This window comes from Bradyrhizobium sp. CSA112, from assembly GCF_029051645.1.
Lineage (GTDB): Bacteria > Pseudomonadota > Alphaproteobacteria > Rhizobiales > Xanthobacteraceae > Bradyrhizobium.
The window spans coordinates 128,034-149,534 of sequence record NZ_JAACFS010000012.1; the positions used below are offsets into that span (position 1 = coordinate 128,034).

The following is a 21,501-nucleotide window of genomic DNA, read 5'->3' on the forward strand; positions in this document are numbered from 1 at the left end:
GCCCCAAGAACCTTGACCGCGCGGCCGTCTCCCCCTATACGTCCGCGGTTCCTGGAAATGGACGCGATTTTGGACCCCCGCAGGCGCCTGCGAGAAGCGGCTCGGCTATGGCGGGGATGGAAGAGGATTTTTCGGAATGTCCCGGCGCTGCGAACTGACGGCCAAGGGCCCCCAGGTGGGCCACAAGGTGAGCCACTCGAACATCAAGACCAAGCGGCGCTTCCTGCCGAACCTGGTCAACGTCACCTTCATCTCGGACGCCCTCGCCCGCAACGTGCGCCTGCGCGTCTCGACCAACGCGCTCAAGAGCGTCGACCACAATGGCGGCTTGGACGCGTATTTGATCAAGGCCAAGGCCGACGTGCTCTCCCCCCGCGCACTCGATCTGAAGCGCGCGATCGAGAAGAAGGTCGGCAAGCCGGTGTTCGTGAAAAAGGCGAGCTGAGATTTAAGCGACAATCGGCGGATCGGAGTTTTGAGCGGCCGGGTCGGAAGACCCGGCCGTTTTTGTTTGTAAAGCTTTAGCTGAAGGAGGTGACGCAGGGACCATACGAGAGGTTGTATTATAGCAGCATTGCCACGCAGCCAAAAATCAATAGATTTCGCTCTCGGGGGTGGGGCGTGCAGATAAACAAGACCATAGCGATTTCGACCGAGAAGCTGTCTGCGCCCACACTGTGGCCGAACGCCAACTCTCGCTTGTTGGGCCTAGGTATGGGCCTCCCAGTCAAACCTCTCGATCGCCTCGCGCAGTTTAGTCCTTTGGACTTCGAACGCTTCACCCTCGAATGGGCCTCTGGATATCTCGCCTCAAAACTCCCAAGTGTTTACGAGGTGCAGCAGCGAGGTGGTGCCGGAGATAAGGGGCGAGACATTATCGTTTGGTTCGACCCACCTGCGTCCAAACCTCGTCGTTGGTCGCTGTACCAGTGCAAACATTATGGCAGCAAATTGGGCGCCGGTGTCGCAGCTGCTGAAATCGGAAAGGTTCTCTACTACACCTTCATTGGCGACTACACCGCACCTGACGAATACTGGTTCGTGACCCATCTTGGCGTCACATCTGATCTTCAAGACATGCTTGATCAGCCTGACAAGTTGCAAGCTTACCTTTTGTCGAACTGGGCCGAGCGCTGCTCTGGAAAGATTACGTCGAAATCGAAAATCACACTTACAAACGAACTGAGGGCCCATATCGGAGGGTTCAATTTTTCGATTTTCCGCGCGAAGCAACCGCTAGCGCTCATCGAAGAGCATGCGCAGACTGGCTATCACTTAGCCGTGTTCGGTCTACCGTTGATTGATCGCCCACCTCCGCCGACCCCACCATCATTGGTCTCACCCGCGGAAGCGGGGTATGTCCGCCAACTATATAACGTCATAGGTGAGGATATCGGCAAGAAAGTATCGGACCTGTCAGATTTTGCTGACCACAACTCGCACACCCGCTTGTTCGATCGCTCTCGCATTACATTTTACTGCGCCGAAGGACTTAAGGAACTTGCGAGAGATCAGATGGCTGACGCAAGCTACTTCGATACGTTGCTGGAAGAGTTCAGTGGAGGCCTCTATCATAACTATTCCGCGCCAAACCTGACCGGCATGCAACGCTTAGCCAACACAGTTATGGCGTCGCAAGCCCTGCAGTTAGGCGGTCACGTTCTGAGTTCCCATGTTCGCGCGAACGACCGCGAGGGAATGTGCCACCAGATGGCCAATGAAAATCTCGTTAATTGGTGTAAGCCATGAGCACAGTTTTGGCTCCAAGAGCATCGCGGCACGTACGGCCCTTCAATTCGGCGATGGAATGCGGCTTGAGGATGCTATTTGTACTTAATGCAGCCAATGGAAGAGCATCTGATTTGCAGCGGCTAGTGTCGTACGACTACCTCCTGCTGCATTCGGGTGACGTGTCCGAGGGACCATCAAGCCTACACCCACCCGTTCCATTTCGTGGCACCGAAATGCTCGTTAAACGAGAAGTGCTAAGTGCTGGCCTCAATCAGATGTTTTCACGCGAATTGCTGGAAAAGACATTTGATCTATCTGGCATCCTCTATCGGGCGACAAATTTGACGACGGCATTCATCGCTCTTCTAAAGTCCGACTATGCCAACGCCGTCCGCACTCGTTCCGAGTGGGTCATCGACCGTTTCGGAGCGATGGATGATGCGCACTTGTCCGACTACATGACAGAGAACATCGGCCGTTGGGGGGCGGAATTTGAACGCCTCACTGCAATTGATGATTTGGAGCTGTAAGATGCTTCAAATAAGATCAATTCTATTGCGAGGGAGAGGTGTAAAAGACGCTCTCATTTCATTCGAGGACGGCGCAAATATCCTAGCTGGAGAATCAGATACCGGGAAAAGCTACCTCGTTCATTGCCTAGACTATGTTTTTGGTGGAGATGCAATGGACAAGCGCATTCCAGAAGCTGAGCCGTACGCTCAGCTTTTTGTGGAATTTCAGAACTCAGAGAAGAAATTTCTAACACTCGAGCGGAGTCTTGCTGGTGGCGACCTTGCGGCGCATCAGGTCAGAATTGCGTCTATCAAAGGAACGGGGAAAAAGATCGTCCCGAGCCGTTCTGGCAAAAGCCAAGCAAAGGACGTCACCGCGATCTTGTTCGAGTTCGCTGGAATTGGTGAAGCCAAGCTGCGGAAGAACAATCGAGGCGAAGTCCAACGCCTGACAATACGAACCATGCTACCCGTTATTTTGGTAGATGAGATTTCAGTGATCGACGAGCGCTCGCCCGTCTTGGGAGATAGCAGTTTTGACACCACCGCTCGCAAGCGAGCATTCGCGTATATGCTTTCAGGAAAGGATGACACCGGCATCGTCACAGTCGAAAGAAAGGATATCGCAAACGCCAGGCGAAACGCGCAGCTGGGAATTATCTCGGACCTATTGTCACCCATCGAAGAACGGCTACAGAAACAATTCGCCAAGGAAAGTGATGAATCGATTGATAAAATCGAAGAAGCCATCGGTGCACTTTCTGAGTCGCTTGCTGACCGTTCGCAAGAAAGAGAAGATATTGAGGCTGGACGCCGCGCAGCGATTGCCAATCAGCGGAAAGCAGAATCACAGATTGTCGCGATCGACGAACTTCTCACGCAGTATAGGTTGTTAGACGACAGGTACCGCACTGATCTCGCGCGGCTCGACTTCATCGCTGAAGGCGCGCATTTTTTTGACGGGTTACAGGAGGTCAAATGCCCCCTGTGCGATCAGCTAATGTCGCCCGACCACGCACACAGAGCCTCGGAAAGCAGTCAATCTATTTATCAAGCGGCAAGAGCAGAAGCCGCGAAGATACTAGCGCATCGCGCCGATTTGATAGCGGCGACCGAAAGTCTCAATAGAAGGCGCGTGGCTCGCGAGACCGAAGCGAGTGATAGCCTCGCTGCGATAGAATACGCTGACTCTCGTATCAAGGAGGTGCTTGCTCCCACTATGCAGGTAGATACGCAGCGCCTCGAGAGTTTAATTAATCGCCGCGTCGAATTGGAAGCCATCCGCAGCGACGAAACGCAAGCATCGAGCTTGCGCCAGATGAAGGATCAGATTGAGAATGCCACGGGGGATGGTAAGGCTCCATCGAAGGAATGGGAGCCTCTTCCCTCTAAAGCTCTCAGAGCGTTTTGCGCGGAGGTCGAAAGGATCTTGGCGGAGTGGAAATGGAAGGGCGACGGCAGAGTAGAGTTTGATCAATCAGCTTACGATATCATTGTTGATGGACAGTCACGACGATCGCACGGAAAAGGCGTACGAGCAGTTCTCTATTCAGCGTTCGTCATAGGCCTTCTGAAGTACTGTAAAGCTAACCAGCGCCCGCATCTTGGAACAATCATCATCGATTCACCGCTCACCAGCTACAAGAAAGGGAAATCCGGCGGAGCGCCAGATTCTCCGATTGATGCCGGGATCGAAGCAGCCTTTTGGCGATCCTTAGCCAAATTTGGAGTGGGCGCTCAATTGATAATAATTGAGAATAAGGAGCCGCCTAGCGACGTCGCTACGGCTGTTCACTACGAATGGTTTGCGGGCGAAAATGCCCAGTCGGGTGAGCGAGTAGGATTCATTCCGACTGCAAGCCGGCTTTGAGCAAGGGCTCTTCCCAAGTTGAGACGGTAAGCGAAGGCAGCAGAACGACATCGAGGCCGCGCTGCGCCGCTGGCGCGATTACAAGAAGCGCAAGCGCGAAGGATGACGCCATGCCACTGACTCGGAATTTTCGCGATACGGTGCGGGTGCGGGCGGAGCGCGAGCCCGCCTTTCGCCGCGCGCTGTTTCAGGAGGCGGTGCAGGCCCTGCTGCAGGGCGAGACCGATCAGGGCCGCGCGGCGCTGCGGGCCTATATCAACGCGACTGTCGGATTCGACCGGCTGGGCGAGGTGCTTGGGCGTTCGCCGAAAAGCCTGATGCGGATGTTCGGGCCGGACGGCAACCCCACCGCCGAAATCTGCTCGGGGTCATCGGCGCGTTGCAGGAAGAGACCGGGGTGCACCTGAAGATTCGCGCGGTCACCGAGGCGGCCTGACAAGGGGTGCTCCGTGGACGGGGCGCGTCCGGTGCTCACCGTGTCATCCAAAAATCCCCAAATCGCGTTATACTCGCTCCGGTAGCACCGGGGGAGCATCACCATGCGCAACATCATCATCTGCTGCGACGGCACCGGCAACGAGATTTCCGAGAACATCTCCAATGTGCTCAAGCTCTATCGCTGCCTGCGCAAGACGGAGAAGACGCAGCCGCGGCAGCTCGTGTTTTACGATCCGGGGGTCGGCACGCTGGAGCGGCCGGACCCGTGGCACAAGCTGAAGCAGGATTTCAACGCCATTCTCGGCCTCGCCACCGGCTATGGGCTCGATGACAACGTGCTCGCGGCCTATTCCTTCCTGGTGCACCATTATCAGGCAGGCGATGCGATCTATCTGTTCGGCTTTTCCCGCGGCGCCTATACCGTGCGGGTGCTGGCGGGGCTGATCCACAAGGTGGGGCTGATCTCGCCGGAGCAGGTCAATCTCGCAGGCTCGGGCCTGATCGCCTACAAGCAGTTCTCCAGCGATGAAGCGCCAAAGCTGCGCCTCAGCCCGAAGGCGCTGATTGACACCGGCGACGAGGACGGGCCGCTGCCGGAAGGGCCGTTCGACAACGCGGCGCAGTTCGCGCGCATCACCTCGGCGCGCTGGCCGACCATCCGCTTCGTCGGCGTCTGGGATACGGTCGCCAGCGTGATCGTGCCGCGGCCCGATCGCTTCTATTGGCCGAGCCTGGAGGAGCTGGCCTACACGATTTCTAACCCGAGCGTGCAGACGTTCCGGCAGGCGATCTCGATCGACGAGCGGCGCTGCATGTTCCGCCTCAAGAAGTGGGACGATCCGCAGACCTACAAGCACAACCGCTTCAACGATGCGCATGCCGAGCCGCAGGATATTTTGCAGGTGTGGTTCTCAGGCGTGCATGGCGATATCGGCGGCGGCTATCCGGAAAAGGAAAGCGGGCTTTCCAAATATCCGCTGCTTTGGATGATCGACGAGGCGGTTAAATGCGGGCTGCAGGTCAACCAGGCCAATGTCAACCAGCTCGCCTGGGGCATCCAGCGCAAGGGCAGCCCGTTCTCCTACGTCGCGCCTGATGTCCGCGGCGAGGTGCACACCTCGCTCAGGAGCGCGTGGTGGATTCTCGAATACATTCCGAAGAGCGCGACCTACAGGGAATGGCCGGCGCGCAAGACCTATTTCGGCTACTACATCCCCGACGCCGAGCCGCGGCTGATCCCGGAAGGCGCCGTGATCCACGAATCCGTAGTGAAGCGGATGGACGCGATGCCGAGCTACCGGCCGGTGAATTTTCCGAACAAGTATGAAACGTGGCCGATGCCAACGCCGCCGGTGCATGCGGCGGCGGAATCGTAGGGTGGGCAAAGCGCAAGCGTGCCCACCATTTCGCGACGTCGCTCTATCCATTCGTCATTGCGAGCGAAGCGAAGCAATCCATCGCGCCACAAGCGGAAACATTGCTTCGTCCGCTTCGCTCCTCGCAATGACGGAGCAACATCATCGCGCCCCTTCCCTTCTCCCCTTGTGGGAGAAGGTGGATCGCTGACGCGAAGCGGCAGCGAGACGGATGAGGGGTCTTTCGCCGGAGAGAACCCCTCATCCGGCGCTTCGCGCCACCTTCTCCCACAAGGGGAGAAGGAAAAGCGCCGCCGAATGCTCGCAGGGGCGACAGCGAAGCCGCGCCACTCGGCCATTGGCCGACCCCCCGCAACCCTGCGGCCGCAATCCCGCCGCCTGGCGACCGAAATGGTTTACGAATCGTTCAACTCTGCTCCCTATTCTCACCCATCTGCTGCCAGAACCGGCTTGAAACGCTCAGGACGAGCGATGTTGGAACGATCGATCACCGACGAGGTCGAGGCGGCCATAAAGGCCGGCTCGACGGACAAACATCTGGATGCGCTGCGGCAGGTCACCGATCTGTTCTTGCAGTCCGCCGAAGGCTATTCCGGCGAGCAGATCGAGCTGTTCGGCGACGTGCTGGAGCGGCTGATCCGGACCATCGAGCTGCGCGCGCTGGCGGATGTTTCCGCGCGCATCGCGCTTGCCGAAATGAGCACGCAGCTCGCCTCCATCAAGCAGGCGCCGCCGGCCGTGATCCGGCGCCTGGCGCACAATGACGAGATTTCGATCGCCCGTCCCGTACTGACCGAATCGGCGCGGCTGACGGCCGAGGATCTGATCGAGCTGGCAGGGACCAAAAGCGAGCAGCATCTGCTCGCGATCTCCGGGCGCTGGTGGCTGACCGAGATCGTCACCGATGCGCTTCTGAAGCGGCATTATCCCTCCGTCAGCCGGCGGCTGGTCAGCAATCCCGGCGCGCGGATGTCGGCCAGCGGCTATGCCATCGTGCTGAAGCAGGCGGAGGGAGATCCTGATTTGGCAGTCGAGACCGGCATTCGTATCGACCTTCCCGCCGAGCAGCGCCAGCAACTGTTGAAGAGCGCCACTGAAGCCGTGCGCACGCGGCTGTTGTCGCGGGCGCCGCCGCATCTGTTCGAGGAAATCAGGAACGCGATCGCGGTCGCGGTCACCGGCGCCAACCGCGAAATGTCGCGCACGCGCGATTTCAACGCGGCCCGCCGCTTCGTCGCGGCGCTCGCCAAGCACGGCAAGCTCAACGAGCCGGCGCTGCTGGCGTTTGCGAAAGAGCGGAAATACGCTGAGACGATCGCGGCGCTTGCTGTCTTGTCGGGCTCGGGCATCGACGTGATCCGCCCGGTGATGCAGAGCCTGCGCAACGACGGCGTGCTGATCCCCTGCCGCGTCGCCGGCTTGAACTGGGAAACCGTTGCCGCCGTGCTCGACAGCCGCTTCTCCGCCGGCTCGATGGGCCGCCATGAGCTCGCGAAAGCGAAAGAGCAATACGGCAAGCTGACGGTCGAAAACGCCCGCCGCCTGCTGCGATTCTGGCAAGTCCGCGCCGCGGATGCCCCGCCGAGGCCGAATTTGAGTTGAGTTGATTGCGTCACTGCGAGCGAAGCGACTCTTACTTCCCTTCTCCCCTTGTGGGAGAAGGTGGATCGCTGACGCGCAGCGGCAGCGAGACGGATGAGGGGTCTGTCTCCGCGGAGAGAACCCCTCATCCGCCTTCGCTGTCGCGAAGGCACCTTCTCCCACAAGGGGAGAAGGAAGAAAAAGAACTACCTTGTCCCGAACGTCGTCGCGCCAAACAGCGCCTTCTGCGTCGAGGGTTGCGAGCGCCAGTATTGCGGCGGGGCGAAAACTTCGCCGCCGAGTTCGGCCGCGGCGTGCCAGCCCCAGCGCGGGTCGTAGAGCATGGCGCGCGCGAGCGCGACCATGTCGGCCTTGCCCGAGGCCACGATCTCCTCGGCCTGCCTGGCTTCGGTGATCAGGCCGACGGCGATGGTGGGAAGGCCGGTGGCTTCCCGGATCGCCTGCGCGAACGGCACCTGGTAGCCGGGGCCGAGCGGGATCTTCTGCAGCGGCGACACGCCGCCCGAGGACGCGTCGATCCAGTCGACGCCGTGCTTCTTCAGTTCACCTGCGAATTCGATGGTCTGCGCGATATCCCAGCCACCCTCGACCCAGTCGGTGCAGGAGACGCGCAATCCCACCGGCTTGTCGTGCGGAAACGCGTCGCGCACCGCGTCGAACACTTCGAGCGGAAAGCGCATGCGATTCTCCAAGGATCCGCCATACTGGTCGGTGCGCCGGTTGGCGATCGGCGACAGGAACTGATGCAGGAGATAGCCGTGCGCCGAGTGCACCTCGATCGCGTCGATGCCGAGCCGCTCGGCGCGCTGCGCGGCGGCCACGAAAGCGTCGCGCACGCGCTGAAGTCCCGCCGCGTCGAACGCCAGCGGCGGCGGCTCGCCGTCCTTGTGCGGGATGGCGGAAGGACCCTCCGCGCGCCAGCCGCCCTCAGTCACCGGAATCAACTGCCCGCCCTCCCATGGCGTGTGGCTCGACGCCTTGCGACCGGCATGGGCGAGCTGCATCATCACGGCGGCCTTCGAGCGCTTGCGCACCGAGGCGAGGATCGGCCTCAGCGCAGCTTCGGTGGCGTCGTTGTAGAGGCCGAGGCAGCCGGGCGTGATGCGGCCGGTCGCCTCCACCGCGGTCGCCTCGATGCAGAAGACGGCCGCCCCCGACAGCGCCAGCGAATTGATGTGGGTGAAGTGCCAGTCGCTGGCCTCGCCATCGACAGCGGAATACTGGCACATCGGCGCCACCATGATGCGGTTGGCAAGGTTAAGGCCGCGCAGCTTGATCGGGGTAAACAAAGCGCTCATGGGGGATCCGCACCGGGAGGAAAGCGACCCGCAATATCTAGCGAGCCGCTCGGCGCTCCTCAACCCGCTCCGGCTGCAACCCTGCCGGGCGATTCATCGCAGGCGACGCCACCGGCAACGTCACTCCACCAGCGTGAATTGCAGCAGCAGATTGCGCTGGATCATCGAGAAATTGTCGTCGGAGATCAGCGTCAGCACCGTGTCGCCCTCCGGCGTGACATGGGCGTCGATGCCTTCCATGTTGTCGATCTCGCTGCCGAGGTCGGCCTCGAAGATCGCGGGGCCGTCGACCACCGCGCCGGGCACGATGGATGCAAGCGCAATGCGCCTGATGCGGATGCCGACCCCGCCGAGCCAGGAGAATTTGCGCTCCAGCAGCAACAGCCCGCCGGACGGCAGCAGCACCGCGTCGCTGACGTCGAAATTGTCGGTGCGGCGAATGCTGAACAGCCCCAGCGTCTTGCCGATCAGGAAGGCCGTGATGTTGCCCTGCGCGTCGAGCCCGCGTTCGGAGATCGCGATCAGCGTTCCCGCCAGCGGCAAGCCCTTCGGCACCACGACAAGCGCCTCGATTCCCTTGTTGTAGGGCAGCTTGCGCACGCCCAGCGGCAACTGAATCAACTCGCCATGCGCGCGCGTAAACCCCTTGGCGAAGTCGAAGCGCAGTATCTGATTGACGCGCTCGAGCCCGACATAGACCAGCGAACCGTCGAGCGCGATCGCCTCGGTATCGTACCAGCCGCGCGAGGTGATCGGCTTGCCGTCGGGACCAAGCACCGGCGACGCCTCGACATCGTCGAGCCCGGTCATCTCGCGGCCCTTGTAGACGATGCGCCCGGTGAACCAGCCTCCCTTGTCGCTGATCGCGATAAAGCGCTCGCCCTTGGCGTCGAGCCGCAGGCCCGACAATCCGCCGAAGCCGCGAAACCGCGAGGTCAGAATGAGCCCGCTGCGATATTCGAGCTCGCCAAACCGCACATGCAAGCGGTCGCGGGTGTCGAACGAGGGCAGCGGCCGGGCATTGACGTCGATCGAAACCGGTGAACTGACCGAAAATTCGTCGGGAACGCTCTGCTTCGGCGGCCGCTGCACCGCCGTTTGCGCCAGCGCCGCCGCGGGCAGGGCTGCCGCCCAAAGCCCCGCCGCTGCATATTTCAGAAGGCGGCGGCGGCCTATGGGCGTGCGCATGCTCTCACGAATGCAGACGGCGCGGCCGGCGGTGGCCGGTGACGGGCGCGGCGCCCTGGGTCTCGCTGAACAGCTCGGCGAGCTTTTCGGTGATGGCGCCGCCGAGCTCTTCGGCGTCGACGATGGTGACCGCGCGGCGGTAGTAGCGCGTGACGTCGTGACCGATGCCGATCGCGATCAGTTCGACCGGCGAACGGGTCTCGATCTCCTCGATGATGTGGCGCAGATGCCGCTCGAGGTAATTGCCGGGATTGACCGACAACGTGGAATCGTCGACCGGCGCGCCATCCGAGATCATCATCAGGATCTTGCGCTGCTCGGCCCGGCCGAGCAGCCGCTTGTGCGCCCAGTCCAGCGCCTCGCCGTCGATGTTCTCCTTCAGGAGACCCTCGCGCATCATCAAGCCGAGATTTTTGCGCGAACGCCGCCACGGCGCATCGGCGGATTTGTAGATGATATGCCTGAGATCGTTGAGCCGGCCGGGATTGGCCGGCTTGCCGGCGGCAAGCCACGCCTCGCGGGATTGCCCGCCCTTCCAGGCGCGGGTGGTGAAGCCCAAAATCTCGACCTTGACGCCGCAGCGCTCCAGCGTACGCGCGAGAATGTCGGCGCAGGTCGCCGCCACCGTGATCGGGCGGCCGCGCATCGAACCGGAATTGTCCAAAAGCAGCGTCACCACGGTGTCGCGGAAGGTCGCCTCCTTCTCGTGCATGAAGGACAGCGGATGATAGGGATCGGTGACCACCCGCGACAGCCGCGCCGGATCGAGGATGCCTTCCTCGAGGTCGAACTCCCAGGCGCGGTTCTGCTGCGCCATCAGGCGGCGCTGCAGCCGGTTGGCGAGCCGCGCCACGATGCCCTGCAGATGCGCGAGCTGCTTGTCGAGATAGGAGCGCAAGCGCTCCAGCTCGTCATGATCGCAGAGATCTTCGGCGGCGATGACCTCGTCGAACTTCGGCGCAAACGCGTGGTATTCCGGCCCGCGCGGCTCGTTGGCGCCGCGCGTATTCGGCCGCGTCGCCTCGCCCGGCGTCTCGTCGTCGCCGAGCTCGCCGTCGTCGAAGGTGTCTGATGTGGAGGCCTGCGCGCTCTCCATCGCGCTCTCAGACATTTCGTCGGTGGACGCCTGCGCCTGGTCGGCGCTCATTTCCTGCGCGGCGTCGGAATCGGGCGAACCGTCGGCGCCGGACTGGTCGCTCTCGCCGTCCTGATTCTCGTCGTCGTTTTCGTCGTCATCGGCGTCGGCATCGCGGTCGTCACCAAGGTCGAGCGCCGACAGCAGATCATGCACGAGATCGCCGAACTTGGCCTGGTCCTCGGTGACGCGGCTGAGCTTGTCGAGCCGGGTCCCGATCTTGTCTTCCAGCGCCGGGCGCCAGAGATCGACCATCTTCCTGGCAGCCGCGGGCGGCGCCAGCCCCGTCAGCCGCTCGCGCACCAGCATCGCCAGCGCATCCGACAGCGGCGCATCGGCGCGATCGGTGATCTCGTCGTATTTGCCGCGATGAAAATGATCGTCGAGCATCGCGGTGAGGTTTTTCGCAACACCCGACATCCGGCGCGAACCGATCGCCTCGACGCGCGCCTGCTCCACCGCCTCGAACACGCCGCGCGCCTGCGGATTGCCCGGCATCAGCTTGCGATGCACCTTGGGATCGTGACAGGCGAGCTTCAGCGCGATCGAATCGGCGTGGCCGCGCACGATCGCCGCATCCCGCTTGGTCATCTTGCGGGCGGGCTCCGGCAGCCGCGCCTTGCCGGGCGCCAGACCGGGACGCTCGGCCGCGAACGTCACGTCCAGCTCCGGCGCCTTCGCGATCGCGCGCAGGCAAGAGGTCACCGCGCGCTTGAACGGCTCGGTCGGTGCTTCCTTGGATCCGGTACGGAATTTGGAGTTCGACGTCGTCATTGCCACCTCACCGCCGTCGTCCCTGCGAAAGCAGGGACCCATAACCACCGGCGATCATTGTCTTCCAAACTCTGGCTCCGTCGCGCTACTGAAACGTCACGGCGTATGGGTCCCTGCGTTCGCAGGGACAACGACTACGGACGCCTACGAGAGCGCCACGTTCACCGAACTCTCGGGCAGTTCCGCATTGAAGCAGCGCTGATAGAATTCCGCCACCAGCGGCCGCTCCAGTTCGTCACACTTGTTGAGGAAGGTGACGCGGAAGGCAAAGCCGATGTCGCCGAAGATCTCGGAGTTCTCGGCCCAGGTGATCACCGTGCGCGGGCTCATCACCGTCGACAGATCGCCATTGGCGAACGCGTTGCGGGTGAGATCGGCAAGGCGCACCATCTTGTTGACGATGTCGCGGCCTTCCTGCGTGCGATAGTGATGCGCCTTCGCCAGCACGATTTCGACTTCTTCGTCATGCGCCAGATAGTTCAGCGTGGTGACGATCGACCAGCGGTCCATCTGGCCCTGGTTGATCTGCTGGGTGCCGTGATAGAGGCCCGAGGTGTCGCCGAGGCCGACCGTGTTGGCGGTCGAGAACAGGCGGAACGACGGGTGCGGCTTGATCACCTTGTTCTGGTCGAGCAGCGTCAGGCGGCCGGAGACTTCCAGCACGCGCTGGATCACGAACATCACGTCAGGACGGCCGGCGTCGTATTCGTCGAACACCAGCGCGATATTGTGCTGCAGCGCCCAGGGCAGGATGCCGTCGCGGAACTCGGTCACCTGCTTGCCGTCCTTGATGACGATCGAGTCCTTGCCGACGAGATCGATACGGCTGATGTGGCTGTCGAGATTGACGCGCACGCAGGGCCAGTTCAGCCTTGCTGCGACCTGCTCGATGTGGGTCGATTTGCCGGTGCCGTGATAGCCGGTGACCATGACGCGGCGGTTCTTGGCGAAACCGGCGAGAATCGCCAGCGTGGTGGCGCGGTCGAAGCGATAGTCCGAATCGACTTCCGGAACATGCGGGTCGACTTCGGAATAGGCCGGCACTTCGAGATCGCTGTCGATACCGAAGACCTGGCGGACCGACACCTTCATATCGGGCAAGCCGGCAGGCTCCGTAACTTTGGTCATGGCGGCGGTCGTCATCAATCCTCCGAGGTCCCGGGCGTTCCCGAAACCAGATCTGTTGAATGGCTGCGGATGGGGGCTAATGCAAACCTAGCAGAGAGCAACGGCCGGCAGAAGCCCGAGGCACAATCAAAGTTCCGTTGCCTTATCATTGAGATAGGCCGTGTATCAGGTTTTTGGAGGGCTGCCCTGCGAATCACGCCGCACTTTTGCCGCCTTGGCCACCCGCCAGGCACAAAACCGGCACTTTCAGCCCCTGTCCGGGCTTGGTAGCTCTGAGTTCAGCCCACCTATCGGACAGCAATGTTGTGACTTCATTCCTCGATCCCGTGATTGCATTCATTTCGGCCCATCCTTGGCTGGCCTATCTGACGCTATTTCTTGCAGCCCTGTTGGAGGCGATCCCGGTGGTGGGAGCGCTGGTGCCGGGCTCGACCATCATCCTTGCCCTGAGCGCGCTCGTGCCGGGCGGCGAACTGAAGCTGTGGGGCGTGCTGACGGCAGCGATCGCCGGCGCCGTACTCGGCGACGGCTCGGCGTTCTGGGCCGGCCATCGCGCACAACGCGAAATTCTCGGCGCCTGGCCGATGTCGAGATATCCAGGCGTGATGGCGCAGAGCGAGGCGTTCTTCCACCGCTGGGGAACGCTGGCCGTCTTTTTCGCGCGCTTTGTGCCGCCAATCCGCGCCTTCGTACCGGTCACGGCGGGTGCGCTCGGGATGTCGCCGATGCTTTTCTTCGGCGTCAATATTCCCGCGGTACTCGGCTGGGCGGCGGCGCATGTGCTGCCGGGCGTGCTTGCGGTTTCGGCATTGCATGAATATGCCGGCCTGCCGCACCACCAGCACACCGGCAAACATCTGTGGATGCTGGCCGTGTTCGTAGCGTCGATCGTCGCGCTCGGCGTTTGGGCGCTGCGCCGCCGTCAGGCCCGGGCCGGGCTCCGCCCCGGTGCAGGACCGACATAGCGGGCGCGGGGCCGGATCAGCCCGCCATGGCGCAACTGCTCGCAAGCATGTGCAATCCACCCCACCGTTCGCGCCATCGAAAACAGCACCAGTTCATGGCCGGGCGGCAGGCCCAGCGTATGCACGAGCACCGCGAGGGCATAGTCGATGTTGACGAACTCGCCGGTCGCCTCCGCGATGCGCTCCGGGATTTCGTGGGTGAGTTTGCGGTCGGCGCCGGAACGCGCCAGCGCTTCCAACAGCGCTCGCGCGCGTGGATCGCCATGCTTGTAGACGCCGTGGCCGAAGCCCGCGAAGCGTTCGCCGAGCGCGACGCGCTCGCGGATGACGGGCGCGACCTCGCCATTGGCAAGCGTCTTCAGAAGCTGCGCCGCCAGCACGCCGGCACCGCCGTGCTTCGGGCCTTTCAGCGCGACGAGACCGGCGATCACAGCGTCATAGAGATTCAAGCCGGTCGAGGCCGCGCAGCGCACGGTGAAGGTCGAGGCATTCAATTCATGATCCGCCAGCAGCACCAGCGCGCGGCGGATCAAATCGGCGGCGTGCTTGTGCTCCGGCGCCCAGACCCGCGCGATCTGCAGATGAAGCTGATTTGCCGAGGATCTGGCGTTCAGCATGGTCGCGACCACCAGCCGCATGATGCGGCCGCCGAGCATCGCGCGCCCTTCGGGGGCCCGGGTGAATGCGCGCGGATCGGCGCTCGCCGCCAGCGCCAGCACAGCGATCGTCCGATCGATCGCGTTGACCCCGCGCGCAGCCTCAGCCACGGCGCGCATTTCGTCCGACACAACCGGGCAATTATCCTGTTCGAAGGGATCGACGCCGGTGACATCCCATAGCAGCGTGGCGGCATGTTCGAGCGTGTCGCGCTCGGCGAGGTCGACGCAATTGACGCCGCGGTAGATCGGCCCGTCCTCGGTAATGGTCGCGACCGCCGAATCCATCACCGGCAGATCGGCATCGAAGCTGCGCAGGCCCCGCGGCTCCGGCGACGGCGCGCGCCGCTCCTTCAGCGTGCGGATGTCCTCGGCCCGGTAGCGGTGGCTGCGCGAATCCTGCGACGGCTCGGAGCGGATCAAGCCGCGGCTGACATAGGCATAGAGCGTTGCCTGCGAGATCGCGAGTTCGGCGGAGGCCTCGCGGGCCGAGAGATAAAGGCCGGCGGACTTTTTCATATTGATTTACATAATCAAGATTGATCAATCTGTCGAGGGGCCCGATCTTTGACAGCAGGCAAAGGAGAGCCCTCATGAACATGCAGATTTCCAAGACCCCGATCGGGCTCGACGGCATTCCGGCCGCCGAAACCGTCCTCAGCCATGTCGATGGCGAGCGGGGCGAGCTGATCATCGCAGGCGAACGGGTCGGCGACCTCGCGGGCAAGTCGAGTTTTGAAGGAGTCACCGCGCGGCTGTGGAACGCCGCAATGGGAACCTCGCTTAACGAAGCCAATGTGCGTTCGAGGCTAGGCGCTGCGCGGGAACGCGCATTCGCACGGCTACCCGAATTGCTGCCGGCAACGCGTGGCATGTCGATTGTCGACGGCTTTCGCGCAGCCGTTGCCGGCCTGCGTGGCGAGAACGGACTTGAGCAAGAGGCGACCATCGTCGGCGCGTTGCCTGTGATCGCGGGCGCGCTGCTGCAGCGGGCCAAAGGCGAGGACCCGATCGCGCCCGACCCGACCCTTGGCCATGCCGCCGACACGCTGTCGATGCTGCGCGGCCGCAAAGCCGAACCGCGCGAGATCACCGCGCTGGACACCTACTTCGTCACTGTCTGCGACCACGGCATGAATGCCTCGACCTTCGCGACGCGCGTGGTAGCCTCGACGCAAGCGGATTTGTTCGCAGCCGTCACCGCCGGCTATTGCGCCCTGACCGGGCCGCTGCATGGCGGCGCCCCTGAGCCGGTGCTGGAGATGCTGGATGCGATCGGCTCGACCGAGCGCATCAAACCGTGGATCGACAGTGCACTGGCTCGCGGCGAGCGGCTGATGGGATTCGGCCACCGCATCTATCGCGTCCGCGATCCACGCGCAGATGTGCTCAAGCGCGCGATCGGGCGGCTCGCAGGAGGCGGCACCGAGCTGCCGTTCGCGGGCGAGGTCGAGGCCTATATCCGCGACGCATTGCGACGGAAAAATCCCGACCGCCCGCTCGAAACCAATGTGGAGTTCTTCACCGCAATCCTGCTCGACGCGCTGAAGATTCCGCGGCAGGCGTTTACGCCGATCTTTGCGGTGGCGCGCGCCGCAGGCTGGACCGCGCATGCCCGCGAGCAGCAGCGCGGCGGCAGGTTGATCCGGCCGAGTTCGGCGTATATCGGGGCGATGCCTGGGTGAGAGGGGGCGATTGACAGCGGAGCTAATACTCCGCTGTCGTCCCTGCGGACGCATGCGGACGCAGGGACCCATAACCACAGGTGTTTGTTAGTGAGCGAAAGTCGACGGCCAGCGGGATAAATCGAGAGGCCGCGGCGTATGGGTCCCTGCATTCGCAGGGACGACGCTAGATTTGCGCTTGCGGCTCAGGCGCCGCGCACGACCGTTTTCAAATAATTATACGCCTTGATGATCTCGATCAGACGGTCCTCGGTGGAGCGGTCGCCGCCATTGGCGTCGGGATGGTGCTGCTTGACCAGCGCCTTGTACTTGGCCTTGACGTCCTCGAGGGTGGCTTCGGCGGTCAGCCCCATCACCTGCAGCGCCTTGCGCTCGGCATTCATCACCTTCCGCGTTTCGACCTTGGCCTCGGCGCCCGGGCCGGGCCGCCAGCGGCCGCGGCCGTTGAGTTCGGAGAACATGCTGAACGGATCGGCAGCGCCGTCAAAGTCCTCGGCGCCTGGCTGCTTGCCCTTCTTGCCGGCGGTGTTGGCGCCCATCTTCCAGGTCGGGCGATGGCCGGTCAGCGCGTCCTTCTGGTAGCGCGCGACGGCATCGGCATTCATGCCCTGGAAGAAATTGTAGGACTGGTTGTACTCGCGCACATGGTTCAGACAGAAGTGCCAATACTCCCGGGAATTCTCCCGGCCCTTGGGCGCGCGGTGCGGGCCCTTGTTCTGGCAGCCCGCCCATTCGCACATGGCGGCTTCTTCGCGCGCCTGCGCCTGCTGCTTCGCGCTCAGCTTGTTGGGCTTGATGCGAATGGAATCGAAGAATTTGGATGAATCAATTGCCATGGCTGACTTTGACTACGCAATGCCCGAGGCTTCAAGTCTTGACATTGCGAATACCTCCATTCGGATGTGCCATTGACGGAAAGCCGATACAGAATTATCTGCCGCCATCATGAACACCAGGGACGCTATCATACACAAGTTGCGTGAAGCTTTCTTGCCGGAAAGCCTCGACGTTACGGACGAATCTCATCTGCATGAGGGCCATGCGGGCCACCGGCCGGGCGGCGAGACGCATTTCAGGGTTTATATTGTGTCTCCGGCCTTCGAAGGGAAGAGCCGGATTGAACGCCACCGCATGGTAAACACCATACTGGAGGCGGAACTCATCGGCTCCGTCCATGCGCTCGCCATCAAGGCGCAGGCGCCGGGAGAAACCGCCGGCCGATAATCTGGCAAACCTGCCGCAACGACAAGGTGTCCGCCAGCTTCCTGTGAAGATCGGCAGGGACGGTAGAACCGTTTTCGCAATTGTGAGACAATTGCCGCAGCGATGGATGAGGTTCCGCTCGGACGCGGGGTCGGGCTGACCCCGACGCCCATCGCAGGTCGATGGGGTCGTCCGATGCGATATTGGGCACGCTTCAGATGGGCCGCCGTAGCGCTGCTGGTTGCGGCCTCCACAATCAGGGCGCACGCGCTTGATATGCCGAGCCCCTTTGTCCAGGAAGTGCTGATCAAGAGCATTCTGGTGACGCTCAACGATGCGGTGGCATCGGATAATTTCGCGGTGCTCCACGCCAAGATTTCAAAGCCGTTCCGCGATCAGTTTCCGCCCGAGAAGCTACGGGCCGTCTTCAAGGACCTGGTCGAGAAGCACGCAGTGTTCGACGCGATCGTCGCCAGCCCGGTCATTCCCGAGGAGGAAGCCAAAATCGACGAGAAGGGCGTGCTGCGCCTGAAGGGCCGTTTCGACACGAGCCCTAAGAAGGTGAAGTACCAGCTCGGGTTCATCCCCTCTGACGGCCAATGGAAGCTCTCTGGCGTCACCATCGATATTGAATAGCTGACGCCGTTACGGCGCGGACGTTCAGAACGCCGTCCCTGCCCGCTTCGGCTTCGGATCTTCGGCTTCGCGCGGCAGCGGCGTGATCTTCAGCGCTGTGATGCGGTTACGCTCACGCCGCAGCACGCGGAAGCGGCAACCGTGGAAAGTAAAACTCTGGCCGCGCTCGGGAATCGAACGCGCCTCGTGAATCACGAGCCCGGCAACGGTGGTTGCCTCCTCGTCGGGCAGGTGCCAGTTCATGGCGCGGTTGAGATCGCGGATCGGCACCGAGCCGTCGACCACCACGGAGCCGTCGGCCTGAATGCGGACACCGGCCACCACCACGTCATGCTCGTCGGAAATATCGCCGACGATTTCCTCCAGCACGTCTTCCAACGTTACCATGCCTTCGACCTCGCCATATTCGTCGACGACGAGGGCGAAGTGGGTCTTGCGGCGGCGAAACGCCTTCAACTGTTCGGACAAGGGCCGCATCTCCGGCACGAACCAGGGCGGCAGCATGATCGCCGAAACGTCGATGTGCGAGGTGTCGCCTTCGGACGCGCGGATCGCGCGCAGCAAATCCTTGGCGTGCAGCACGCCGATGATGTTTTCCGGCTTGTCGCGCCACAACGGGATGCGCGTGTATTCGGTGGCCAGCACCTCGCTCACCAGTTCGTCTGGCGGCAGATCGGCATTGATCATCACCATCGCGGTGCGATGAACCATGACGTCGGACACGGCCAGGTCGCCAAAGCGGAAGACATTTTGAATGTATTCGGCCTCGCCGCTTTCGATCCCGCCGTGCTCAGCCGATTCTTCCACCAGCCCCTCGATCTCGGAGTCGGTAAGGATTTCGTGCTGCGAGGATTCCTGCACGCCGAGCAGGCGCAGAATCCCGCGCGATGCGGCATTGAGCAGCCAGTTCAGCGGATAGAACACCAGATAGGACAGATAGAGCGGATACGCGATCCATTGCGAGACCGGCATCGGCTCGCGGATCGCGAGCGTCTTCGGCACCTGCTCGCCGATGACGATGTGCAGCGAGGAGAACACCAAAAAGCCCGCCATGAACGACACGAAGTGCAGGGTGCGTTCCGACATGCCGAGCGGAACGAGCAACGGCTCGAGCAGCGCGGAAACGGTCGGCTCACCGACCCAGCCGAGGCCGAGCGAGGCCATGGTGATGCCGAGTTGGCAACAGGCGAGATAGGCCTCGATGTTGCCCATCATGCCTTGCAGCAGGCGCGCGCCGAACCGGTCCTGCTCGACCATCGCCCTGATGCGAAACCCGCGACTCTTGACCAGCGCAAACTCGGCGGCCACGTAAAACGCGTTGGCGGCGAGCAGCAGGATCGCGAGCAGCAGATTGAACGCGGTCGAACTCATGTATGCCTCGTGACGGGCCCACCCCCGCGCGACGCTTGCATCAAGCTGCGTCCCGAAAATCCCGTTCTCATCCCGACAACTTCTGTTGCAGGAAATCGCGAACCAGCGCCGGCTCGACGTCGTTTGCGACCACCGCGCGGCCAATCGCCTCCAGCAGGATGAAGGTCAGCTTGCCGCGCTTGACCTTCTTGTCCTGCGCCATCAGCGCCATCAGGGCGTCGGCATCCGCCAGCCCTTCCTGCGCGAAGCCCGCGATGTCCTGCAAACGGGTCGGCAGGCCCACGGAAACAAGATGGCGCTCCACGCGGCCAGCGTCGGCCTCGGAGATCATGCCGAGCCTGGCTGAAAATTCCGCCGCCAGCACCATGCCGACGGAGACGCCTTCGCCGTGGAACAGGCGATCGGAAAAGCCGGTCGCGGCCTCCAGCGCGTGGCCGAAAGTGTGGCCGAGATTAAGCAGCGCCCGCTCGCCGGTTTCGCGCTCGTCGCGCGAGACGATCGCGGCTTTGGCGCGGCAGGAGGTTGCGATCGCGTGCTCACGCGCCGCGCCGCCGGAGAAGATGTCGGCGTGGTTGGCTTCGAGCCAGGTGAAAAAGGCCTGGTCGCCGAGCACACCATATTTTGCGACTTCGGCGTAGCCGGCGCGGAACTGACGCGGCGACAGCGTATCCAATACCGACGTATCGGCGATAACCAGCACCGGCTGATGAAACGCGCCGAGCAGGTTCTTGCCCTGCGGCGAGTTGATGCCGGTCTTGCCGCCGACCGAGGAATCCACCTGGGCCAAAAGCGAGGTCGGCACCTGCACGAAATCGACGCCGCGGCGCAGGATCGCCGCCGCGAAACCGGCGAGATCGCCGACCACGCCGCCACCAAGCGCGATCACCAGATCGTTGCGCTCGATCTTCGCTGCGATCAGCGCTTCGGAGACCTTTTCGAGACCGGCATAGGTTTTCGATACTTCGCCTTCCTCGACGATGATTCGCGAAGTCGGAATCCCGGCTTCGGCAAGCGAGGCCTCGGTTTGCTCCAGCCAGTTTCGGGCGACGGTCCGGTCGGTGACGATGGCCGTGCGGACGCCCGGCCGCAAGGAAGCCACGCGCGCGCCGAGCGAGGCCAGCACGCCGCGGCCGATGACGATGTCATAGGCGCGCTCGCCGAGGGCGACGTCGACGGTGATGGCGGCGGAATGTTTCAGTGGCGCAGTCATGGCGTAACGCTGATCCCGTCGGTTGTCGGCTGGGCAGAAGGAGCGCCGGCGCACAGCCGGGCGCGCAGGGCATCGATACATTCGTCGACGATACGGTCGTGCGGTACGTCGCGCGAGGGGATCGTCAGGTCGGCGGTCCGATAGACCGGCTCGCGTGCTTCGAGCAGGCGGCTGACGGTCGCAACCGGATCCTCGGTCTGCAGCAGCGGCCGGTCGGCGCGGCGCCTGACGCGCTTCATGATGATGTCGACATCCGCCTTGAGCCAGATCGAGACCGCCTTGTCGCGGATGCGGTTGCGGGTCTCCTCGCGCATGAAGGCGCCCCCGCCGGTGGCAAGCACGGCCGGGCCGCTGTCGAGCAGTCGCGCGATCACCCGCGCCTCCCCGTCCCGGAAATGCGGTTCGCCATGGGTTTCGAAAATGTCCGGGATCGACATGCCGGCCGCGGCCTCGATCTCGATATCGGCGTCGAGAAACGGCAGTTGCAGCCGCGCCGCCAGCCGCCGGCCGATGGTGGACTTGCCGGCACCCATCATGCCGACCAGCACGATCGAACGCCTTCCCAGAGCCAACGTGATGTCGGCGTCCTGGGTGGGGTTCGTCTGCGCCGCTGCGGCGGTCTCGGACATCAGAAAACTCTGCGGTTCCTCGGGATTTGCTCCGCGCTGCGACACCTATACTACCCCCATTAACGCCCCCGCCAGAGACTCTTGCCACGGGGAC

General features: G+C 62.6%; 20 protein-coding genes. 11 read left to right on the forward strand and 9 right to left on the reverse strand.

Features of this window, described 5'->3' with window-relative positions; genetic code table 11:
• Window positions 1-136: 136 nt before the first annotated feature.
• The 7 genes from rpmB (at window position 137) to GWE18_RS21150 (ending at window position 7,529) form a co-directional block, all read left to right on the forward strand.
• Entirely contained in the window at window positions 137-445 is a 309-nt protein-coding gene (gene rpmB / locus GWE18_RS21120; protein ID WP_057855003.1) for a 50S ribosomal protein L28, read from the forward strand.
• Window positions 446-621: 176 nt separating this feature from the next.
• Window positions 622-1,749, forward strand: coding sequence for an ABC-three component system protein (locus tag GWE18_RS21125; protein WP_275187632.1), 1,128 nt, complete (start codon window positions 622-624; stop codon window positions 1,747-1,749).
• A complete protein-coding gene (locus GWE18_RS21130) occupies window positions 1,746-2,261 on the forward strand; it encodes an ABC-three component system middle component 2 (RefSeq protein ID WP_275187633.1) in 516 nt (171 codons plus the stop codon). The genes GWE18_RS21125 and GWE18_RS21130 overlap by 4 nt, the downstream gene beginning before the upstream one ends.
• 154 nt (window positions 2,262-2,415) lie before the next feature.
• Complete coding sequence (locus GWE18_RS21135) at window positions 2,416-4,113, forward strand: hypothetical protein (RefSeq protein ID WP_275187634.1); 1,698 nt, start codon at window positions 2,416-2,418, stop codon at window positions 4,111-4,113.
• Between the two features lie 110 nt (window positions 4,114-4,223).
• Window positions 4,224-4,520, forward strand: coding sequence for a transcriptional regulator (locus tag GWE18_RS21140; protein WP_342804278.1), 297 nt, complete (start codon window positions 4,224-4,226; stop codon window positions 4,518-4,520).
• Between the two features lie 132 nt (window positions 4,521-4,652).
• Window positions 4,653-5,927, forward strand: a complete 1,275-nt coding sequence (locus GWE18_RS21145) for a DUF2235 domain-containing protein (RefSeq protein ID WP_275187635.1) — start codon at window positions 4,653-4,655, stop codon at window positions 5,925-5,927.
• Window positions 5,928-6,398: 471 nt separating this feature from the next.
• Window positions 6,399-7,529, forward strand: coding sequence for a DUF2336 domain-containing protein (locus GWE18_RS21150; RefSeq protein WP_275187636.1), 1,131 nt, complete (start codon window positions 6,399-6,401; stop codon window positions 7,527-7,529).
• Window positions 7,530-7,714: 185 nt separating this feature from the next.
• Here the strand turns inward: GWE18_RS21150 and GWE18_RS21155 are convergent, their stop codons facing one another.
• The 4 genes from GWE18_RS21155 to cobS all read right to left on the reverse strand — a co-directional run bounded on the left by GWE18_RS21155 (window position 7,715) and on the right by cobS (window position 13,067).
• Window positions 7,715-8,827, reverse strand: a complete 1,113-nt coding sequence (locus GWE18_RS21155) for an NADH:flavin oxidoreductase/NADH oxidase (RefSeq protein WP_275187637.1) — start codon at window positions 8,825-8,827, stop codon at window positions 7,715-7,717.
• Between the two features lie 120 nt (window positions 8,828-8,947).
• Window positions 8,948-10,015: an esterase-like activity of phytase family protein gene (locus tag GWE18_RS21160; RefSeq protein ID WP_275187638.1), complete on the reverse strand. Its 1,068-nt coding sequence runs from the start codon at window positions 10,013-10,015 to the stop codon at window positions 8,948-8,950.
• Between the two features lie 4 nt (window positions 10,016-10,019).
• Window positions 10,020-11,924 carry a cobaltochelatase subunit CobT gene (gene cobT, locus GWE18_RS21165; protein ID WP_275187639.1) on the reverse strand — a complete coding sequence of 635 codons (1,905 nt, stop codon included), beginning with the start codon at window positions 11,922-11,924 and terminating at the stop codon, window positions 10,020-10,022.
• Between the two features lie 144 nt (window positions 11,925-12,068).
• Window positions 12,069-13,067 (reverse strand): cobaltochelatase subunit CobS, encoded by a 999-nt coding sequence (cobS, locus tag GWE18_RS21170; RefSeq protein WP_057854994.1) that lies wholly within the window; start codon window positions 13,065-13,067, stop codon window positions 12,069-12,071.
• Window positions 13,068-13,357: 290 nt separating this feature from the next.
• Between cobS and GWE18_RS21175 the strand changes: the two genes are divergently transcribed.
• Complete coding sequence (locus tag GWE18_RS21175) at window positions 13,358-14,017, forward strand: DedA family protein (RefSeq protein ID WP_275187640.1); 660 nt, start codon at window positions 13,358-13,360, stop codon at window positions 14,015-14,017.
• Here GWE18_RS21175 and GWE18_RS21180 read toward each other — a convergent pair.
• Window positions 13,975-15,192 (reverse strand): citrate synthase family protein, encoded by a 1,218-nt coding sequence (locus GWE18_RS21180; protein ID WP_275187641.1) that lies wholly within the window; start codon window positions 15,190-15,192, stop codon window positions 13,975-13,977. The two genes, GWE18_RS21175 and GWE18_RS21180, sit on opposite strands and share 43 nt — an antisense overlap.
• A 74-nt stretch (window positions 15,193-15,266) precedes the next feature.
• On the opposite strand from GWE18_RS21180, the gene GWE18_RS21185 reads away from it, so the two are divergent.
• Window positions 15,267-16,358: a citrate synthase/methylcitrate synthase gene (locus GWE18_RS21185; protein ID WP_275187642.1), complete on the forward strand. Its 1,092-nt coding sequence runs from the start codon at window positions 15,267-15,269 to the stop codon at window positions 16,356-16,358.
• A 185-nt stretch (window positions 16,359-16,543) separates the two neighbouring features.
• Here the strand turns inward: GWE18_RS21185 and GWE18_RS21190 are convergent, their stop codons facing one another.
• Window positions 16,544-17,194, reverse strand: a complete 651-nt coding sequence (locus GWE18_RS21190; protein WP_057854990.1) for a DnaJ domain-containing protein — start codon at window positions 17,192-17,194, stop codon at window positions 16,544-16,546.
• A 109-nt stretch (window positions 17,195-17,303) separates the two neighbouring features.
• On the opposite strand from GWE18_RS21190, the gene GWE18_RS21195 reads away from it, so the two are divergent.
• Window positions 17,304-17,582 (forward strand): BolA family protein, encoded by a 279-nt coding sequence (locus tag GWE18_RS21195; RefSeq protein ID WP_275187643.1) that lies wholly within the window; start codon window positions 17,304-17,306, stop codon window positions 17,580-17,582.
• Between the two features lie 174 nt (window positions 17,583-17,756).
• Entirely contained in the window at window positions 17,757-18,197 is a 441-nt protein-coding gene (locus tag GWE18_RS21200; protein WP_275187644.1) for a hypothetical protein, read from the forward strand.
• 24 nt (window positions 18,198-18,221) lie between these two features.
• Here GWE18_RS21200 and GWE18_RS21205 read toward each other — a convergent pair whose 3' ends face one another.
• The 3 genes from GWE18_RS21205 to GWE18_RS21215 form a co-directional block, all read right to left on the reverse strand.
• Complete coding sequence (locus GWE18_RS21205; protein ID WP_275187645.1) at window positions 18,222-19,568, reverse strand: hemolysin family protein; 1,347 nt, start codon at window positions 19,566-19,568, stop codon at window positions 18,222-18,224.
• A gap of 67 nt (window positions 19,569-19,635) precedes the next feature.
• On the reverse strand, window positions 19,636-20,778 hold the full coding sequence (aroB, locus tag GWE18_RS21210) for a 3-dehydroquinate synthase (protein WP_275187646.1): 1,143 nt from the start codon (window positions 20,776-20,778) through the stop codon (window positions 19,636-19,638).
• Complete coding sequence (locus GWE18_RS21215) at window positions 20,775-21,407, reverse strand: shikimate kinase (RefSeq protein ID WP_275187647.1); 633 nt, start codon at window positions 21,405-21,407, stop codon at window positions 20,775-20,777. The genes aroB and GWE18_RS21215 overlap by 4 nt, the downstream gene beginning before the upstream one ends.
• Window positions 21,408-21,501 lie beyond the last annotated feature (94 nt).

Bases quoted from the DNA above. Each gene is read 5' to 3' on its own strand.
- GWE18_RS21215 (WP_275187647.1), bottom strand. From the start codon at position 21,407: ATGTCCGAGACCGCCGCAGCGGCGCAGACGAACCCCACCCAGGACGCC.
- GWE18_RS21190 (WP_057854990.1), bottom strand. From the start codon at position 17,194: ATGGCAATTGATTCATCCAAATTCTTCGATTCCATTCGCATCAAGCCC.
- GWE18_RS21130 (WP_275187633.1), top strand. From the start codon at position 1,746: ATGAGCACAGTTTTGGCTCCAAGAGCATCGCGGCACGTACGGCCCTTC.
- GWE18_RS21160 (WP_275187638.1), bottom strand. From the start codon at position 10,015: ATGCGCACGCCCATAGGCCGCCGCCGCCTTCTGAAATATGCAGCGGCG.
- GWE18_RS21140 (WP_342804278.1), top strand. From the start codon at position 4,224: ATGCCACTGACTCGGAATTTTCGCGATACGGTGCGGGTGCGGGCGGAG.
- GWE18_RS21180 (WP_275187641.1), bottom strand. From the start codon at position 15,192: ATGAAAAAGTCCGCCGGCCTTTATCTCTCGGCCCGCGAGGCCTCCGCC.
- GWE18_RS21185 (WP_275187642.1), top strand. From the start codon at position 15,267: ATGAACATGCAGATTTCCAAGACCCCGATCGGGCTCGACGGCATTCCG.
- GWE18_RS21135 (WP_275187634.1), top strand. From the start codon at position 2,416: ATGGACAAGCGCATTCCAGAAGCTGAGCCGTACGCTCAGCTTTTTGTG.
- rpmB (WP_057855003.1), top strand. From the start codon at position 137: ATGTCCCGGCGCTGCGAACTGACGGCCAAGGGCCCCCAGGTGGGCCAC.
- GWE18_RS21205 (WP_275187645.1), bottom strand. From the start codon at position 19,568: ATGAGTTCGACCGCGTTCAATCTGCTGCTCGCGATCCTGCTGCTCGCC.
- cobS (WP_057854994.1), bottom strand. From the start codon at position 13,067: ATGACGACCGCCGCCATGACCAAAGTTACGGAGCCTGCCGGCTTGCCC.
- GWE18_RS21150 (WP_275187636.1), top strand. From the start codon at position 6,399: ATGTTGGAACGATCGATCACCGACGAGGTCGAGGCGGCCATAAAGGCC.
- GWE18_RS21200 (WP_275187644.1), top strand. From the start codon at position 17,757: ATGCGATATTGGGCACGCTTCAGATGGGCCGCCGTAGCGCTGCTGGTT.
- aroB (WP_275187646.1), bottom strand. From the start codon at position 20,778: ATGACTGCGCCACTGAAACATTCCGCCGCCATCACCGTCGACGTCGCC.
- GWE18_RS21155 (WP_275187637.1), bottom strand. From the start codon at position 8,827: ATGAGCGCTTTGTTTACCCCGATCAAGCTGCGCGGCCTTAACCTTGCC.
- GWE18_RS21195 (WP_275187643.1), top strand. From the start codon at position 17,304: ATGAACACCAGGGACGCTATCATACACAAGTTGCGTGAAGCTTTCTTG.
- cobT (WP_275187639.1), bottom strand. From the start codon at position 11,924: ATGACGACGTCGAACTCCAAATTCCGTACCGGATCCAAGGAAGCACCG.
- GWE18_RS21145 (WP_275187635.1), top strand. From the start codon at position 4,653: ATGCGCAACATCATCATCTGCTGCGACGGCACCGGCAACGAGATTTCC.